At 41.0% G+C, this 17,516-nt stretch carries 20 protein-coding genes and 2 tRNA genes; 15 read left to right on the forward strand and 7 right to left on the reverse strand.

Annotated features, from left to right (window positions below; all coding sequences use genetic code 11):
- Positions 1-118: 118 nt before the first annotated feature.
- The 6 genes from CVD19_RS04620 (at position 119) to tsaD (ending at position 3,849) form a co-directional block, all read left to right on the forward strand.
- Positions 119-192 (forward strand) — tRNA-Met (locus CVD19_RS04620).
- 21 nt (positions 193-213) lie between these two features.
- A tRNA-Asp gene (locus CVD19_RS04625) sits at positions 214-289 on the forward strand.
- A gap of 916 nt (positions 290-1,205) precedes the next feature.
- Complete coding sequence (gene tsaE, locus CVD19_RS04630) at positions 1,206-1,661, forward strand: tRNA (adenosine(37)-N6)-threonylcarbamoyltransferase complex ATPase subunit type 1 TsaE (protein ID WP_101580710.1); 456 nt, start codon at positions 1,206-1,208, stop codon at positions 1,659-1,661.
- The gene (gene tsaB / locus CVD19_RS04635) at positions 1,658-2,362 is read left to right on the forward strand and encodes a tRNA (adenosine(37)-N6)-threonylcarbamoyltransferase complex dimerization subunit type 1 TsaB (RefSeq protein WP_101580711.1); all 705 of its coding nucleotides are present in this window, start codon (positions 1,658-1,660) and stop codon (positions 2,360-2,362) included. The genes tsaE and tsaB overlap by 4 nt, the downstream gene beginning before the upstream one ends.
- 12 nt (positions 2,363-2,374) lie before the next feature.
- Positions 2,375-2,824 carry a ribosomal protein S18-alanine N-acetyltransferase gene (gene rimI, locus CVD19_RS04640; protein WP_101580712.1) on the forward strand — a complete coding sequence of 150 codons (450 nt, stop codon included), beginning with the start codon at positions 2,375-2,377 and terminating at the stop codon, positions 2,822-2,824.
- A complete protein-coding gene (gene tsaD / locus CVD19_RS04645; RefSeq protein ID WP_101580713.1) occupies positions 2,821-3,849 on the forward strand; it encodes a tRNA (adenosine(37)-N6)-threonylcarbamoyltransferase complex transferase subunit TsaD in 1,029 nt (342 codons plus the stop codon). Before rimI ends, tsaD begins: the two co-directional genes overlap by 4 nt.
- A gap of 231 nt (positions 3,850-4,080) precedes the next feature.
- On the opposite strand, the gene CVD19_RS04650 is transcribed toward tsaD, so the two are convergent.
- Positions 4,081-6,009 carry an ABC transporter ATP-binding protein gene (locus tag CVD19_RS04650; RefSeq protein ID WP_101580714.1) on the reverse strand — a complete coding sequence of 643 codons (1,929 nt, stop codon included), beginning with the start codon at positions 6,007-6,009 and terminating at the stop codon, positions 4,081-4,083.
- Between the two features lie 139 nt (positions 6,010-6,148).
- Between CVD19_RS04650 and moaC the strand changes: the two genes are divergently transcribed.
- A complete protein-coding gene (moaC, locus tag CVD19_RS04655; RefSeq protein ID WP_101580715.1) occupies positions 6,149-6,643 on the forward strand; it encodes a cyclic pyranopterin monophosphate synthase MoaC in 495 nt (164 codons plus the stop codon).
- Positions 6,644-6,684: 41 nt separating this feature from the next.
- A complete protein-coding gene (locus CVD19_RS04660; protein ID WP_101580716.1) occupies positions 6,685-7,335 on the forward strand; it encodes a redox-sensing transcriptional repressor Rex in 651 nt (216 codons plus the stop codon).
- Positions 7,336-7,383: 48 nt separating this feature from the next.
- Here the strand turns inward: CVD19_RS04660 and CVD19_RS04665 are convergent, their stop codons facing one another.
- The gene (locus CVD19_RS04665) at positions 7,384-7,584 is read right to left on the reverse strand and encodes a YdiK family protein (RefSeq protein ID WP_101580717.1); all 201 of its coding nucleotides are present in this window, start codon (positions 7,582-7,584) and stop codon (positions 7,384-7,386) included.
- A complete protein-coding gene (locus tag CVD19_RS04670; RefSeq protein ID WP_101580718.1) occupies positions 7,581-8,315 on the reverse strand; it encodes a CPBP family intramembrane glutamic endopeptidase in 735 nt (244 codons plus the stop codon). Before CVD19_RS04670 ends, CVD19_RS04665 begins: the two co-directional genes overlap by 4 nt.
- A gap of 275 nt (positions 8,316-8,590) precedes the next feature.
- Between CVD19_RS04670 and groES the strand changes: the two genes are divergently transcribed.
- Both groES and groL read left to right on the forward strand, forming a co-directional pair.
- A complete protein-coding gene (gene groES, locus CVD19_RS04675) occupies positions 8,591-8,875 on the forward strand; it encodes a co-chaperone GroES (RefSeq protein WP_101580719.1) in 285 nt (94 codons plus the stop codon).
- A 64-nt stretch (positions 8,876-8,939) separates the two neighbouring features.
- Positions 8,940-10,574, forward strand: a complete 1,635-nt coding sequence (gene groL / locus CVD19_RS04680) for a chaperonin GroEL (protein WP_101580720.1) — start codon at positions 8,940-8,942, stop codon at positions 10,572-10,574.
- Positions 10,575-10,593: 19 nt separating this feature from the next.
- Here the strand turns inward: groL and CVD19_RS26035 are convergent, their stop codons facing one another.
- From CVD19_RS26035 to CVD19_RS04700, 4 genes are all read right to left on the reverse strand, one after another.
- Complete coding sequence (locus CVD19_RS26035; RefSeq protein ID WP_257985029.1) at positions 10,594-10,896, reverse strand: hypothetical protein; 303 nt, start codon at positions 10,894-10,896, stop codon at positions 10,594-10,596.
- Positions 10,838-11,065: a tyrosine-type recombinase/integrase gene (locus CVD19_RS25830; protein WP_180953517.1), complete on the reverse strand. Its 228-nt coding sequence runs from the start codon at positions 11,063-11,065 to the stop codon at positions 10,838-10,840. The genes CVD19_RS26035 and CVD19_RS25830 overlap by 59 nt, the downstream gene beginning before the upstream one ends.
- A 741-nt stretch (positions 11,066-11,806) precedes the next feature.
- Entirely contained in the window at positions 11,807-12,298 is a 492-nt protein-coding gene (locus CVD19_RS04695) for a hypothetical protein (RefSeq protein WP_101580722.1), read from the reverse strand.
- A 60-nt stretch (positions 12,299-12,358) separates the two neighbouring features.
- Positions 12,359-13,126 (reverse strand): spore coat protein, encoded by a 768-nt coding sequence (locus tag CVD19_RS04700; RefSeq protein WP_101580723.1) that lies wholly within the window; start codon positions 13,124-13,126, stop codon positions 12,359-12,361.
- A 309-nt stretch (positions 13,127-13,435) separates the two neighbouring features.
- Between CVD19_RS04700 and CVD19_RS25335 the strand changes: the two genes are divergently transcribed.
- The 5 genes from CVD19_RS25335 (at position 13,436) to CVD19_RS04725 (ending at position 17,293) form a co-directional block, all read left to right on the forward strand.
- Entirely contained in the window at positions 13,436-13,828 is a 393-nt protein-coding gene (locus tag CVD19_RS25335) for a hypothetical protein (RefSeq protein WP_374702869.1), read from the forward strand.
- Positions 13,829-14,731: 903 nt separating this feature from the next.
- A complete protein-coding gene (locus CVD19_RS04710) occupies positions 14,732-15,232 on the forward strand; it encodes an RNA polymerase sigma factor (RefSeq protein ID WP_101580724.1) in 501 nt (166 codons plus the stop codon).
- Positions 15,229-15,972: a hypothetical protein gene (locus CVD19_RS04715; RefSeq protein WP_101580725.1), complete on the forward strand. Its 744-nt coding sequence runs from the start codon at positions 15,229-15,231 to the stop codon at positions 15,970-15,972. Before CVD19_RS04710 ends, CVD19_RS04715 begins: the two co-directional genes overlap by 4 nt.
- A gap of 399 nt (positions 15,973-16,371) precedes the next feature.
- Positions 16,372-16,653, forward strand: coding sequence for an autorepressor SdpR family transcription factor (locus tag CVD19_RS04720; RefSeq protein WP_101580726.1), 282 nt, complete (start codon positions 16,372-16,374; stop codon positions 16,651-16,653).
- Position 16,654: 1 nt separating this feature from the next.
- Positions 16,655-17,293 carry an SdpI family protein gene (locus CVD19_RS04725; RefSeq protein WP_142383501.1) on the forward strand — a complete coding sequence of 213 codons (639 nt, stop codon included), beginning with the start codon at positions 16,655-16,657 and terminating at the stop codon, positions 17,291-17,293.
- Positions 17,294-17,516: the final 223 nt, after the last annotated feature.

Raw genomic sequence — 17,516 nt, forward strand, 5'->3', positions numbered from 1 at the left:
AGCTTCTCAGCGCCGATGGTAGTTGGGGGTTCTCCCCCTGTGAGAGTAGGACGCCGCCGGGCTGAAATTTATTTGCACACTGATGCAGATTATTTCATATAATATTTATTATTATCGACGCGGGGTGGAGCAGTTCGGTAGCTCGTCGGGCTCATAACCCGAAGGTCGCAGGTTCAAATCCTGCCCCCGCAATAATCCATTGTTTTACCAAAGGGTCCCGTGGTGTAGCGGTTAACATGCCTGCCTGTCACGCAGGAGATCGCGGGTTCGATTCCCGTCGGGACCGCCATTTTCTATTTTAATAGAAATCCAAACGAAACTGAGTTTCGTTTTTTTTATTTAAACGATCAAATGAATCCGCGTGCATACATGTTTTGCCTGTGCTTCAGAAATTGTGTACACTACATATAGAACAAATTTTCCTTAGGAGAATTCCTAAGGTTTTTTTGTACATAGAAATGACACTTTGTTTTAAAACCTTGAAAAGTAGAAAACCTATATTTGTAGAACTTAAATATTTCACGTATGAACTCCTGTCTGCTTTTGCAAGTCTTAGTATCAGAGTAGCATCCATAATAAACGGATCTTAAGGACAAAATGAAGTCAGCTTTGTAGAGAAATGTCTTTAATAAGTATGATGAAGGACAAAATCGAGTGAAATGTCGAGAAAAGTGTCCATCATAAGGGTGATGAAGGACAAAATTGAGTGACATGTCGAGAAAAGTGTCCATCATAAGGGTCATGAAGGACAAAATTGAGTGACATGTCGAGAGAAGTGTCCATCATAAGGGTGATGAAGGACAAAATTGAGTGACATGTCGAGAGAAGTGTCCATCATAAGGGTGATGAAGGACAAAATTGAGTGAAATGTCGGGAGAAGTGTCCTTCAAAGGTGATGAAGAACAAAATCGGGTAAGTTACCAGATGTATGTCCTTGGTCAAGGGCCTCAAGGACAAGATTGAAGCGAGTTGACCAAATAAATGTCTTTGATTAAGGCCTCAAGCACAAAATCAAGGCAGTTCGCTTAAGAAATGTCCTCTAGAAACGCCCTTACAATTCAGCGATTGCAAGCTGCTCCATCTTAACAATCACGCAATTAATAAACTCATTATAAAATAAGAATTTGCAGCATCAAAAAAGATGGAAGTTAATGTGAAGCAGAAACATATTAAGGCTTTAGCTCAAATATAAAAAGGTGATGGATATGACTGAATACCAGTTTGTTTCTCAACAACCGGAACGCACGAGGGAGTTTGCAAGGCGTCTGGGTGAACGTTTGAAGCCAGGGGACGTAATTGCCCTTGAAGGGGATTTAGGAGCAGGGAAGACTACATTTACAAAGGGCCTTGCTGAAGGTTTGGAAATAAAAAGAACGGTCAATAGCCCGACGTTTACGATCATTAAGGAGTACGAGGGACGGCTGCCGTTGTATCATATGGATGTCTACCGGGTAAAGGACTCGTATGAGGATCTTGGTTTTGAAGAGTATTTTGAAGGCAACGGGGTAACTGTGGTAGAATGGGCCCACTTGATTAAAGAGCAGCTCCCCCGGGATTTGTTAGTGATCAGAATCTTTCTTGCAGCAGACAATGCCAGGAAAATTGTTTTAGAGCCGTCCGGAATACGTTATGAACAGTTATGTAAGGAGATTTTTTCATGACCATTTTAGCAATTGATACATCGAATTACGCTCTTGGAGTTGGCCTTGCGGATCATAAGGGTGAGAACATTATTGGGGAGCATATTTCAAATATAAAAAAAAACCACTCTGTCCGGGTGATGCCTGCGATTGATGCATTAATGAATGAATGTGACATCCTGCCCGCGGATTTAACGAAAATTGTCGTTGCCCATGGACCGGGGTCTTACACCGGTGTAAGGATAGGAGTGACAATAGCCAAGACACTAGCATGGTCACTAAAAATCCCGTTAGTCGGGGTATCGAGCCTCGAGGTTCTGGCAGCCTCCGCCGGAAGGTATTTTGACGGTTATATTTCCCCTCTGTTTGATGCAAGACGTGGCCAAATTTATACTGGTTTATACCGTCTAGAAGATGCAAACATCACAGCGGTTCGCCCTGACCAATTGGTAATGGCCAACGAATGGGCAGTGTCATTAACTGAAGTCGATGAGAAGGTTTTGTTCGCCGGCAATGATTTGCTCATTCACAAGGAAAAGATCCAGTCTGAACTGGGTGAGCGCGCTTTTTTTGCAGCTGCGACTGGCCATAATCCCCGTCCGGCTGAGCTTGCCTTACTCGGAAGTAAAAAAGCTGGGGAAGATTCGCATACATTTGCCCCAAATTATATCAGGCTAGCGGAAGCTGAAGCAAAGTGGCTTGAGTCCCAGCAAAATAAGTAAAGGAAAGAAGTCATGAATAATACAGTCGCTTTTCGTAAAATGAAAGTAGAGGATATCGATCAAATATTAGAAATTGAGTCGAAATCATTTACTATTCCCTGGAGCCAGGAGGCATTTTATAATGAGCTAACAAAGAACCAGTTTGCCGTTTATACAGTTTTAGAAATCGAAGACAAAATCATAGGCTATTGCGGCGTATGGGTTATTGTGGATGAAGCTCATATTACGAATATTGCTATCCTGCCGGAGTATAGAGGAATGAAGCTTGGCGAGGCATTACTGGCGAAGGTTATTGAGATAGCGAAGGGACTCGGGGCAAGGACGATGACTCTGGAAGTCAGGGTAAGCAATCACATTGCCCAATCACTATATCGAAAATTTGGTTTTCGTGAAGGCGCAATCCGAAAGAATTATTATACGGACAATATGGAAGATGCTTTAGTAATGTGGGTGGAAATATGAATGAAAAAAACCAATTAATAATGGGAATTGAAACAAGCTGTGATGAAACGGCTGTCGCAATCATAAAAAATGGCCGCGAAATTGTGGCGAATGTTGTGGCTTCACAAATAGAAAGCCATAAACGATTTGGCGGGGTGGTACCTGAGATTGCTTCCAGGCACCATGTAGAGCAGATTACGATTGTATTGGAGGAGGCAATGACCCAGGCCGGCATCAGCATCGGTGATTTAGATGCAATAGCTGTCACTGCAGGTCCGGGATTAGTAGGGGCGCTATTAATTGGTGTCAATGCAGCAAAGGCCCTGGCCTTTGCTCACAATATTCCACTCGTGGCAGTCCATCATATTGCCGGACATATATATGCCAACCGTCTTGTAAGTGAAATGAAGTTTCCGCTGCTTTCCCTCGTTGTTTCTGGCGGACATACAGAGTTGGTATTAATGAAAGAACACGGCAATTTTGAGGTGATAGGTGAAACGAGGGATGATGCCGCAGGAGAAGCGTACGATAAAGTTGCCAGGACGCTGAACCTGCCCTATCCAGGCGGCCCGCATATCGACCGGCTTGCGCAGGCAGGGAACCCTTCAATCAATTTGCCAAGAGCATGGCTGGAAGAGGGTTCCTATGATTTTAGCTTCAGCGGACTGAAGTCGGCTGTCATCAATGTAGTGCACAATGCAGAGCAGCGGGGAGAAACGATTGACCCAGCCGATTTGGCGGCAAGTTTTCAAGCCAGTGTGATTGAAGTCCTTGTTGATAAAACAATCCGTGCGGCAAAACAGTATAACGTAAAACAGGTGTTGCTAGCCGGAGGTGTGGCGGCGAACAAGGGGTTGCGAACAGCATTGGAGAATTCGTTTAAGGATATGAACGGTGTTGAACTGATAATCCCGCCTTTATCACTCTGTACAGATAATGCAGCAATGATTGCCGCTGCAGGGAGCATATTATATGAAAAAGGAAAACGAGCCAACTTGGATTTAAACGGAAATCCAGGACTAGACATAACTATCCACAATGATTGAGAAAGTTTGAAGAAAAAATCGGATTTTTAGTGTGGATAACTTTCTGTTCTTAACATATATCTGTTGATAATGTGGATAATTAGAGTGTGTATTGTGGATAATGTGGAAAACCACTTTATTATTAAGCAGATAGCTAAAAATTATGTGAATATAATTGTGGATAAAGAAAACCCGGGAACAAATCCCCGGGTTTTTTGATTTTTAAAATGGATTTCTGGTGGGAATGTATGATTAGGCATCCGCCAGCTCACTCCATTCTTCCATCAGCTTGTCCAAGTCGTTTCGACTGTGCTCCATTTTTGTATTGATTTCGGCAACCTTTTCATGATCTTGAAAAATCTCGGGGCTGCAAAGCAGCTCTTCACATTTTGCCAGTTCTTCTTCAAGTGTTTCGATTGCTGACTCTACTTCCTCCATACGCCGTTTCCTCTGCCGTTCCTGCTTCTTGGCCTCTTTGTCCTGCTGGTATGCAGTTTTATCCACCCCCTGTGCATGAAGTGAAGGACTTCCGGAAAGCTGCTGATCCAACAGCTTCAGTTCTTCCTGTTCCAGCTTTTTTTCCACATAGTAATCATAGTCACCCAGGTACTCAACGGTTCCTTCCCGGTGAAGTTCTATTACTTTAGTAGCCACTCTGTTGATGAAGTAACGGTCATGGGACACGAATAGAATCGTGCCTGGATAATCGATCAAGGCGTTTTCCAAAACCTCTTTGCTGTCTAAATCCAGATGGTTGGTTGGTTCGTCGAGCACGAGGAAATTCGCCTTCTGAAGCATCAGCTTCGCCAATGCCAGACGTGCTTTCTCACCACCGCTGAGAGTATTCACCACTTTCAGGACATCGTCGCCTGAAAACAGGAAATTCCCCAAAACCGTCCGGATTTCTTTTTCTGTTTTCAACGGATATTCATCCCACAGTTCGTTCAATACCCTCTTGTTGGAGTTTAGATCGGCCTGTTCCTGATCATAATAGCCGATTGAAACATTCGATCCGTAGAAAATTTGGCCTGATAACATCGGCAGCTTGTGAACAGTTGTTTTTAGTAATGTAGATTTGCCCACACCATTGGGACCGACAAGTGCAATACTTTCACCTCTGGCCAGCCTGAACGATATGTTTCCTGACACCTTTTCATCTTCATACCCTACAGAAAGGGATTCGGCCTTTAACACATCGTTGCCGCTCTGGCGCTCAATTTCAAATGAAAAGGAAGCGGATTTATCATCGCCTGACGGACGGTCAAGCCGCTCGATTTTTTCTAGTGTCTTTCGCCTGCTTTGGGCTCGTTTCGTTGTAGAAGCCCTGGCTAGATTACGCTGTATAAAATCCTCAAGCTTCGCAATTTCTTCCTGCTGTTTTTCATACTGTTTCATCTCACGCTCAAAATTTTCTGCTTTTTGATTCAAATAAGAGCTATAATTTCCTTTATACTTGGAGAGACGCGTCCATGATATCTCGAAAACCTGATTGACTACTTTATCAAGGAAATAACGGTCATGGGAAACGATCAACACGGCACCATGATAATTTTGCAAATACTGTTCCAGCCATGACAGGGTTTTTATGTCCAGGTGGTTGGTCGGCTCATCCAGAATGAGTATGTCGGGACGGGTCAATAACAATTTACCGAGGGCCAGCCTTGTTTTTTGGCCGCCGCTCAAGCTTGAAATTTTTGTTGCGTAATCGAATGATTGAAAGTTCAGGCCATGCAGGACAGAACGAATATCGGCTTCATACTGATAGCCGCCAAGCTCTTTAAATCGAACTTGCAGGCTGTCGTATTCACTTAAAATGCGGTTGTACATTTCCGGGTTATTGTAAGTATTGGAATCAGCCATTTTTCCTTCAAGCCGGCGCAAGTCTTTTTCCATGTTGCGCAGCGGTTCGAACACGGTCAGCATTTCTTCCCACATGGACCGATCTGATTCCAGGCCGGTGTTCTGGGCCAAATAACCCATCGACACATCCTTTGGCCGGGTGATTTCACCAGAATCATACGACAGCTGCCCTGCGATCATCTTAAGCAGCGTCGATTTGCCGGCTCCATTCCGGCCGACAAGTGCTACCCGGTCATTGGTTTGTATTTCAAACTTTATATTCGATAAAATAAGGTCAGCAGCAAAATATTTTGTTAATTGGTTAATCTGCAATAAAATCATTTTTTTCACCTCGATTGCCTAAAAATAGTGTAACCGATTCAAATAAGCACGGCAATGATGGCGAATTTTGTGAAGGGAAAAACAAAGTTCACACAGACATGGTAAAATAGTGTATGATTTTCTTGAAAGGGGTCTGGATATGGCAGAATTCACTCACTTTAATGACGAAGGCAGGGCGAAAATGGTCGATGTCAGCGATAAGCCCGAAACAGTGCGCACCGCGGTAGCGAAGTCTAGCATCACTGTGAACAAGGAAATTTATGATAAAATCACCGGAAATAAAATGAAAAAAGGGGATGTCCTTGCAGTGGCCCAGGTTGCGGGCATTATGGCATGCAAAAAGACATCTGAAATTATCCCTATGTGCCATCCAATTCCACTGACAGGCATTGATATCTCTTTTGAATGGCATAAGGAACAGGAAGAATATTGTTTGGTAATTACTGCTATAGTTAAAACAAAAGGAAACACAGGAGTAGAAATGGAAGCGTTAACATCGGTTTCGGCATGCGCCCTGACGGTGTATGATATGTGTAAAGCTGTCGATAAAGGAATGGTGATCGGCCACACTTACTTAGTCGAAAAAACCGGCGGCAAAAATGGTGATTTCAAAAGGGAACATAAATTGACATAGATAATTAAAGGAAAGTTAAAATTGGGGAGGGGGAGTGAAAGATGACGAATGATACAATGAAAATTCCACAGGCGACTGCTAAAAGGTTGCCGCTTTATTACCGCTTTTTATCGAACCTGCATTCCTCGGGTAAACAGAGGGTGTCTTCAGCGGAATTAAGTGAAGCAGTAAAAGTCGACTCAGCAACGATTCGCCGAGATTTTTCATATTTCGGGGCGCTTGGCAAAAAGGGATACGGTTATAACGTTAACTATTTGCTGACATTTTTCCGCAAAACACTCGACCAGGATGAGATGACCAAGGTGGCATTGATTGGTGTGGGTAATCTTGGGACGGCATTTTTAAATTATAATTTTTCAAAAAATAATAATACTAAAATAGAAATTGCGTTTGATGTTGATCCCGGTAAAGTAGGGACTAAAATTGGCGATGTTCCTGTGTATCATATGGACGAGCTGGAAAGCAAACTGGTTGAAGAAGGGATACATGTGGCCATTCTCACGGTACCGTCTTCCGTGGCCCAGACGATCACCGACACGCTTATCCAGGCAAATATTAAGGGAATCTTGAATTTTACCCCGGCAAGATTGAATGTACCGGCATCTACAAGGATCCATCATATCGACCTGGCCGTCGAGCTGCAGTCCCTTGTTTATTTTCTGAAGCATTATCCTGCTGACGAGTCGGAATAACCCCAAAGAATAAAGCCTCTTCAGGTAAGGAAGAGGCTTTTCTGATGGTTATTTTTTCTGCAGGTTCTTTAATTTAAAGTAGAACATGATCATCCTGATTCCCGCACCTAGATCAAAGGTGGCGAGAATGACAAGCAGATAGGAAAAGAAATCCCAGCCATCCTCGTTGACATTCTGGACTGCGAAATATGTGAACAGGATGCCAATCAAAATATATACAATGCCTGAAAATAACGGCGATTGCCTCATAATAATCCCCCAATAAAACCTTGAATTTTCTCCGCTTCCTTAATCATTCGTTCAATATCCTCCCTGAAAACGGACTGGACGAGGACGACGAATGTATTCATTGCCACATGGGCAAAAATCGGCACGATGATACGTTTTGTTTTAACATAAAGGAATGCAAATGTAAAACCCATTGCAGAGTACAAAAGAACATGTTGTGGTTCAAAATGGGCCAGTGCAAAGATGACCGAGCTGATCAGGGCGGAAAGAAAGAAATTCATCCGCTTATAAAGGCTGCCAAAAATAATCTTTCGAAACACGATTTCCTCAAGGATCGGTCCTATGATCGAACTGACCAAAATCACGATTGGAAAGCTTTCGATAATGCGGATGATTTGCTGTGTGTTTTCGGAGCCCATGTCAATGCCCAATAGTGATTCAATGTTGGCAGCGACAGACTGGGCAATCAATGCCAGAAAGACCCCGCTCACAGCCCAGGCAGCCGAGCTGGCCGGGGAAGCGGCGTTGCGGGAATCGGCCAAATCCTTCTTTTCGTTCCTCAGTAGGAGAAGCACAATGATAAGTGTGATCGAAAAGCTGATAACAAGCCAATATGGCACTGCGACTGTTTCCATTTCATTCAGGCTTTCTCCCATCATGGCCCCGATGAAGGTTAGCAGCGGAATGCCGACAATGCTCGACATCTGCATCGCAATATAAGTAATTAACACAAACCAGTATTCCTTTTTCAATTTATATAATCTCCTTTTGCAACAATTAAATCCACTTTTCATCCATTCTACTAATAACACCCGTTGACTTCAAATCCAGGGACGTTTCCTGGTAAAATGGCCCTAAAACCAGGACGTATGAATATTTGCAAATAAGCTAAAATTCACTTAAAAATTTTAGGCTTCATGCTTGCAAATCAAATAAAGATTCATTAATATATAAATTGTGTTAGCACTCAATTGATGAGAGTGCTAATAAACAATAAAATTACATATATTTGAGGAGGTTGTTTCACTTGATCAAGCCATTAGGTGATCGCATTGTTATTGAGCTTGTTGAGTCTGAAGAAAAAACTGCAAGCGGTATCGTGTTGCCGGATACAGCGAAAGAAAAGCCTCAAGAAGGCAAAGTAGTAGCTGTAGGTACTGGTCGTGTCCTTGACAGCGGTGAGCGTGTAGCACTTGAAGTTTCTGAAGGCGACCGCATCATCTTCTCAAAATACGCAGGTACTGAAGTAAAGTATCAGGGCACTGAATACCTGATTTTGCGTGAAAGCGACATCCTTGCTGTAGTTGAATAATCATTTCAGCGGCAGGAACGAACAAATACACTAAAATGATTAAATTCGAGGAGGTTATTTTACGATGGCTAAAGAAATTAAGTTCAGTGAAGATGCCCGCCGTGCGATGCTGCGTGGTGTGGACGCTCTTGCAGATACAGTTAAAGTAACTCTTGGACCTAAAGGACGCAACGTGGTTCTTGAGAAGAAATTCGGCTCACCGCTTATCACAAATGACGGTGTAACTATCGCGAAAGAAATCGAACTGGAAGATGCGTTCGAAAACATGGGTGCAAAGCTTGTTGCTGAAGTTGCAAGCAAGACCAATGACGTTGCCGGTGACGGTACTACTACCGCTACTGTTTTGGCACAGGCAATGATCCGCGAAGGCCTAAAAAACGTAACTGCCGGTGCTAACCCAATGGGTGTCCGCAAAGGTATCGAAAAGGCAGCCCAGGTGGCAGTTGAAGAGTTAAAAGCAATTTCCAAACCAATCGAAGGAAAAGCTTCTATTGCGCAGGTTGCTGCTATTTCTTCTGCTGACGAAGAAGTTGGCCAATTGATTGCTGAAGCTATGGAGCGCGTTGGCAATGACGGTGTCATCACAATCGAAGAATCCAAAGGCTTCACTACTGAATTGGATGTCGTTGAAGGTATGCAGTTCGACCGTGGATATGCTTCTCCATACATGGTCACTGATTCAGATAAAATGGAAGCTGTCCTTGAAAATCCATATATCCTGATCACTGACAAGAAAATCTCAAGCATCCAGGAAATCCTTCCTGTACTCGAGCAAGTTGTTCAACAAGGCAAGCCATTATTGCTGATTGCTGAAGATGTTGAAGGTGAAGCTCTTGCTACATTAGTAGTGAACAAACTTCGCGGTACATTCAACGCAGTAGCTGTTAAAGCTCCTGGTTTTGGTGACCGCCGTAAGGCTATGCTTGAAGATATCGCTGCATTGACTGGCGGTGAAGTGATCACTGAAGAGCTTGGCCGCGACCTGAAATCCGCAACAATCGATTCTTTAGGACGCGCTTCCAAAGTTGTTGTATCAAAAGAAAATACAACAATCGTTGAGGGTGCCGGCGAATCAGCGGCAATCGCTGCCCGCGTAAACCAAATCCGTGTTCAATTAGAAGAGACTACTTCTGAATTTGACCGTGAAAAACTGCAGGAGCGCCTGGCTAAACTTGCTGGCGGTGTAGCAGTAATCAAAGTTGGTGCTGCAACAGAAACTGAATTGAAAGAGCGCAAGCTTCGCATCGAGGACGCATTGAACTCAACTCGTGCTGCTGTTGAGGAAGGAATCGTTTCCGGTGGTGGAGTTGCCCTTCTGAACGTGTACAACAAAATCGCTGAAATCGAGGCTGAAGGCGACGTAGCAACAGGTGTAAACATTGTGCTCCGCGCAATTGAAGAGCCTGTACGCACAATCGCCCACAACGCTGGCCTTGAAGGCTCCGTCATCGTTGACCGCCTGAAGCGCGAAAAAGTCGGAACAGGCTTCAACGCCGCTACCGGCGAATGGGTGAACATGATCGAATTCGGTATCGTTGACCCAACTAAAGTAACTCGTTCTGCTCTACAAAACGCAGCTTCCGTTGCGGCTATGTTCCTGACAACTGAGGCAGTGGTTGCCGACAAGCCAGAACCAGCTGGTGCAGGCGGCGGAATGCCTGACATGGGCGGCATGGGTGGAATGGGCGGCATGATGTAATTAGGGGCGTAAAACCCTGTTATATCAACGCTTTGAATGATATATCGGTTTTCTTGTCCTCGGGTTTGTCCTCGTTCTCCAAAACACGACAAACCGTGACAAAAGAAAAGCCAACTATAGGAGAAGGTCTTTCATCAGTTCGCTGAACTGTTGGGAGGCCTTTTCTTCCATACTGGCCGTCATATGAGCATAGATATTCATTGTGGTATTTATATCTGTATGGCCTAATCGCTGCTGGATCTCCTTGATGCCCACACCTGCCTCTATGAGAAGTGATGTATGGGTGTGTGCCTAAAGGAGTGAGGGGTGATGTTCTTTTCAATCCCTGCCTTCTTGAGCAGCCTTTTAAGCCTGGTCTCAACAACTTTCCGCAGTTGAGGGTGCCCGTCATCCCGGACAAATATAAAACCGCTGTCCTGGTACATAATGCGATTTTTTAGTTTGATTTCATGTTGCTTAATTCTGTGCTTTTTTAACATGCTTACCAGCATATCATCAATCTTTATTGTTCTGATGGATCCCTTTGTTTTAGGTGTTAGCAGCTGGTAGTTTGCAAATTGATTAGTCGGGTTATAAAGAGTTTTGTCGCTCGAATAGAACTTTGTTTATCGTTAAAATCAGTCCATTTTAAGGCCAAAAAAATTAACCTATTCGTAACCCGGTATAGGAAAGTACGGTGAAGATAAGCGGATCCATTTCAAGCCCGTCTGTATAGGCTGCTTTCCGGAAAATCATTCTTCCACACGCATGAATGCCATCCATGTAATTTGAGCTCTATTTTTCATTTAATTCCAGAATTCTTTCCTCGTACATTTTCTTAGTGATGCGGCTGATAGGATAAGGCCCCCAAACTTTAATAAAGTGTGGCATTTCCTTTTCCCTGGCTCTTACGCTGCTAACCTTTACCCCACTTCGACCATACGTTTTTAACCAGTCCTGGGCGAATTGCTCAAACGCCATATTGGATTCCCAACTCAGCGCCAATACCTTATAACTTTTGGAACCATTCACGTATTTCATGACGGATTGAGTTTGAAGTCATCTGTATAGCTGTTAAATGTCTGTCCTCTTTTCGCCATAGAAAAATCCCCTCCAAGTCACATTCTTTCCTACATGGTACCATGAAGGTTTTTTTGAATGTCTACTTAAAGGGGATAATATCAAACGGACGAGTTTTTTTGTGTTTTTATATACCAATTATTATATAATACAGGCATTTTGTATAATAACCTCTAACACAAAACAATTATTCTATAGGGTGTGGTTTGGGCGGGGATACTTTTTGTGGCAGGACCATAGATAACAATTAGATCTCGGTTCGCTGGGTTTCTTGAAAATGATTGCCCATTTGTTAATAATAATTGAGTAAATGGGGATATATTTAATTGTAATCGTCCATCACTACTCACCAACTGACTATTAAAATAATCTACTTTTACATTCTGATTTCGGCTATCTTTAACCATAACAATTGCTTGATATTGTGGAGGGTAAATAAGAAGGGCAGGTGCATCCCCGTCATAATATCCAGTCACGCGATCTCCTACTGTCACCATCACTTGGTCTACAAAGTAAGTGGTGGGTGACACCACGAAATTTACTATGGCTCCCAATCCGTTTTCTAAAGATATTAATTTATAACAGCCTTCTCCTTCACCATTTTGGCCTGTAAATAAATCACTAATCATAGTAACAGTCCCGTGAAAAGAATAAAAATTTGTCATACTCAAACCTCCATTTCTTTGAAAAGATAATGCATTGAACTATAAAACAAGCGTGATATTTCAACATGAGGAGGGGCTGCTTAACTTTGTTCCAAGTATCGTTGCTGCCAATCTTGCGGATAAAAATTGAGTTCCATTCCATGTTAAAAGGTTTTCGACATATCCTAATGTATCTGAATTAGAAATACCAATAATCCGTTGAAAAACAAGTAAATCATAACTCATGCTTTTTTGATTTGTAACAATTGGATTTAAAGCACCAGCAGAAAGAACCTCACCTTTAACGGGTTGTTTTAATTTCCCATTTTCATAGTAAAGCTGAGACATATAATCATTGCCTTTGTAGCTAATATCAATGGTGAAAAGCAGGTCTAGTGAAGGGCTTCCTACACTTACTTTATATAAATCTTCATAATTGACATTAAACTTGTAGTCATTATTATATTTTTCAAAATCAAACAATTTGCGTGGAATATTGTTTCTAAAGGAATAAATATAGAAAATACCGTAGCCACCACTTCCTCCCGAATCAATACTCACCAGAATATCCCATATGTTATCTTTAGAAAAATCCCCAAGGAAAAGCTTTGCATTGTGTCCAGCATTATTTTGAAGATCAATTGTTGAAATCTGGTTAGAACGCCCATCTTGAATTACAAGTGTAATATTATCTGCGAAGATTTCGGTTTCATCGTGTTTACTTCCATATAAATAGACGTAATCCATTATACCGTCACCAGTAACATCACCTTGCTTCATGTCAAGCAGCGCTATGTTCCTAAAATAAGTATAGACACCATACGTATGTTCTTGATATTGCCTGTACAAATAACTCCCCCCAAAAACATTCGGTAATTACTTTGTGTACAATATGCAGGTCAATATCTATATGACACCCATAAAGGTTAAGAAAATGTTCTATATAGTAATGCTAAGGGGATTCAATACTGAAAAATGTGAAGGGTTGTTAAAAACCATGAAGGAGCCTAACAATTATGTAAGGTCTACAGGGGATATCACTAAGAAGTAAATTTTTTATAGGTAAATACACATTCTTGAGAGTACAAGTTGATAGGCCAATGTCTAAAGAATAGGATGTTGTGAGATTAATAAGTAAAGGAGTGTATTTTTATCTATCTGTATTATAACAATCCATATAGTCAGCCAGATTATTTATATTCAACTCCATTCCAAGAGGGAAATTATTACTATGCAGCCCCTGATGAAAGACAATTTGGAGGTCAACCTCCATTCGCACCACCAGGTCAAGGTCCAGCGGCTGGACCACCAACTTCACCACCGCCATCTTTTGTTCCTCAACAACAAGTAGAAACATATGCAGTTGACCCAGGCGGTATTGCAAGATGCTTATTCAGATACACGTATGTATGGCTGAGAGGTTTTGAGCAATTTTGGTTTTATCCAACATTTGTTGGTCGAAACTCTATCTCAGGGTATCGTTGGACTGGATTTAGATGGGTTTATTTCGGAATAGACTTACGACAAATTCAATCGTTTACTTGCTTTTAAATAAGAAAGGGTTTGTGAATGAATCTAATAATCAGTGGGCACTGAAAAAAATGTCATAATTCCAAAAGGTATAATTGCTTAAAAAATGAGTGATTTATACCTTTTTATTTTGTTTAAAATTTTATAAAGAAGGACATTTAAAAATATTTAGTAAAAGGTGTTCACTAGAATATCTTTTAATGTGTTATAAAAGGGTAGGAATACACCTACCCAATGATCATAAAAAATGCTCATAATTTTGCTCATTGCTTTTTTTCTGCTGTTTTGAAATATTTAAAGTGAAAGATGAAACCTCCATAATATCAATGATTCTATAAATCTATTTTACTCTATTATATATCTTGATGAATGGGCGGCATGATGTAATTTCACTCAAGTCCCCCCTAAAATACGGGTGTTCGAGTGAAAGGACATAGTTTTTGATGCCATATTGGTGCCAAAAATTTAAAATTGATCCCTAAACCGAAAAAATTAGAAGCTTCTCATTAGTTCGCTGAACTTCTGGGAAGCTTCTTTTTTTCTGTCTTTTTTAGTATGAAAACACCTGTGTGGTTGTTTCGCCATCAAAGTGGCCAGGTGTTCAATTATTTGAAGTAATTCACCCGTTTTTCCTCAAAGTCGAAGGTTCCCCTTGTGTGAAACAAGTTTTCCCACTTTCAAACCGGTTGTAAGTGATCTCATTCAATTTACGTGCTTAAGCAAAAGTAGTTTGTTGAAATGATTGTTCAATGTTTCTTATTGATTGGGGCTTGGATTGTAAGCTCTTATTAAATGCGCCAACAGGGCGCTAATATATGTGCTTACCTAATGCGGAATATTATGTAAAATTGAAATAAATATTGCATTTGAATCGACTAATTTATGAATATAAAAAATCGGAGGGAAAATGGAGTTGACCAGCTGATGATTATCAACAAAATTTCGGAGTGGTTTTACTTGTATAACAAAGATATATACCATTTTTTAGTTTATTACATCGGGTCAAGTGATGTAGAAGATCTGGTGCAGGAGGTTTTTATCAGGGCAATTAAAGGCTTTGATAATTTTCAGAATAAATCAAGTCCTAAAACCTGGCTTTTTTCTATCGCGCGGAATGTAGGGATAGATGAAATTAGAAAAAGGAAGCGTTTAAGGATGATGCAAATGATTTGGTTCCGGGATGAGCACATGGATAAGGAAACACCGGAGAAAATTCTCCAGCTAAATGAAACTAACAGATTGCTTTATCAGGCAATCCAATCCTTAAAAGCAAATTATCGGGATGTAATTATCCTTAGAGGGATTAAGGAACTCTCCGTTTCTGAAACAGCATCTATATTAAATTGGAATGAAAATAAGGTTCGAATAACCTATCACCGTGCGTTAAAAGCATTACAAAAAAGTATAGGAGGATTTTCTCTATGAAAGATAAAGAGACATTTTACGATTTAGAGAGAAAAATTCGATCAATACCTGAACCTGATTACGATAAAACCTTTACTAAGGATACACAAGATATCATCCATGAAAACCTATTACAATTTGCAAGTTCATATGATAAGCAGAAAAAGAGAGCGGCAATAATGAGTAAGATTTCTATAGGCTTCGTAAGTGCTGCTGCCTTCGTGCTTTTCGCCATTCTTGCTTTTCCCATAAATGAGGAAAATCTTAATCCAAATGATCAAGGGCAACAGAGTGAAGAACCCGCCGCAATTGATGACAACGATGATATTAACCAGAACGAACCTGATGATAAATTAACAGATACTATTCTTTATGAAAATACAGAATACGGATTTACCTTTATATTACCAAACAGCTGGAATGGTTACGAGATTGTATCGGATACTTGGATAGGTACTTCTACTAATCAACAACAAAATAATATTAATGAGAATGGGCAAATCCTAATAATTAGGCATCCTGAATGGACGAAGGAAAAACCGAGGCAGGATATTCCGATTATGATTTTTACTCTAAATCAATGGTCCTCACTTGAAAAGAGGGAATTTCATATTGGTGCAGCGCCTATTGGCCCTGTATTGCTGGGACAAAATAATGAATATGTTTTTGCGCTTCCAGCCAGGTACAACTTTGCATCTCTCGAGGGGTATGAAGAAGTAGAAAACATTTTAGAAAATAAACCATTTCAACCGAAAAGGTAGAAAAAGATACTAAAACTGATAAAGAGAACCAGACGAACTAAAAGCAAGCCTGAAAAAAGTAAAAGGAAAAAGAAAAAATATGGAGAAGCATGTAGTTGTTTAGAATCATTCCACAATGTATGAGCGGCATCATTACATGTCCATCACATCAATGCATATTCAAGAGAAGAAAAGGTCCTTCATCTGTTTGCGAAGGAGGACCTTGTTCATTCTACTTGAATATTTCCTATACTAAAAGGTAGTTATAACCTGAAGGCACTTCAGATCTGATGCCGTTAACAATCGGCCTGCCGGATGCAGCTTAAATTTATAAATATAAAATAACAGTAAATATTTACTTATCATGTGTAATTGTGTAATATTTAGTTAAATACTTAAATATCAAAGGAAAGAATGATAATGCAGCATACATTTAAGGCCCTATCGGATCCAACACGGCGAAAGATATTGGATCTGCTAAAGCAGCAGGATTTGACCGCTGGGGAAATATCTGATCACTTTAACATGACGAAGCCCAGCATTTCACAGCATTTAAAAATTCTTAAGCATGCGGACCTTGTACATGACGAGAAAAAGGGTCAATTTGTGGTTTATTCCCTTAATACGACGGTTTTTCAGGAGATTGTGAGCTGGGCCCTAAACTTTACAGATAAAACAACCGGGAGAAGTGAGGAGGATTAAATTGAACAAGCATGTATTGCCGATTACGTTGATTGTGAGTACGATTATTTTTTGGCTGGTTTTTTACGGTAAACTGCCAGGGGAAATGCCGATCCATTGGAATGTAAGTGGTGAGGTGGATGGATATGCCCCTAAACTTTTCACAATGTTCATGTCCATAGGCATCATGATTTTCGTTTATCTACTGCTTGTTTTTATTCCAAGAATTGATCCGAAAAAGGAAAATTATAAGTATTTCTCTAAAGGTTACTCGATTATACATCTATCATCGTTACTGCTGTTTTTCGTCATCAATTTGCTGGTGATTTTGTCAGGCCTTGGTTATAAGGTAAATGTTGGGCTGGTCATCCCCATCATCATCGGCGCTTCATTTATCGTGATAGGAAATTACATGCCTCAAACGAAACCAAACTACTTCGTCGGCATCAAAACTCCGTGGGCGCTTAATGACGAGAATAACTGGAAAAGAACACAACGTTTTGGCGGAAAAGCGTTTATCATTGGCGGATTGATGTTTATGATTTTACCTTTTCTGTCAGATAGCTTTGAAGAATTCATCGGCTTGCCGGTTGTTTTAGTGATTCTGCTATCTCCAATATTGTATTCTTACTTGCTATTCAGGAATCGAAGTAAAGCGTGAACCCAGCAGAGTGGCTGCCTATGCATACAATGGAGAAACGTTTAAAAGGATCATTCAAATCTCTAAAAGGCGCTAATCACGTTTACGTCGGAACGGTAGAACGGTAAATTACGTAAAACCTTGCACCTCAAATCCACTGTGGTTAGAGGTGTTTTTTTATTGTTTTCCTTGCTGAGGAAATATTTACGTACTATGAATCTGAAACTTTCTATGATTTTAACCG

Source organism: Bacillus sp. T33-2, assembly GCF_002860205.1.
Classification (GTDB): domain Bacteria; phylum Bacillota; class Bacilli; order Bacillales; family Cytobacillaceae; genus T33-2.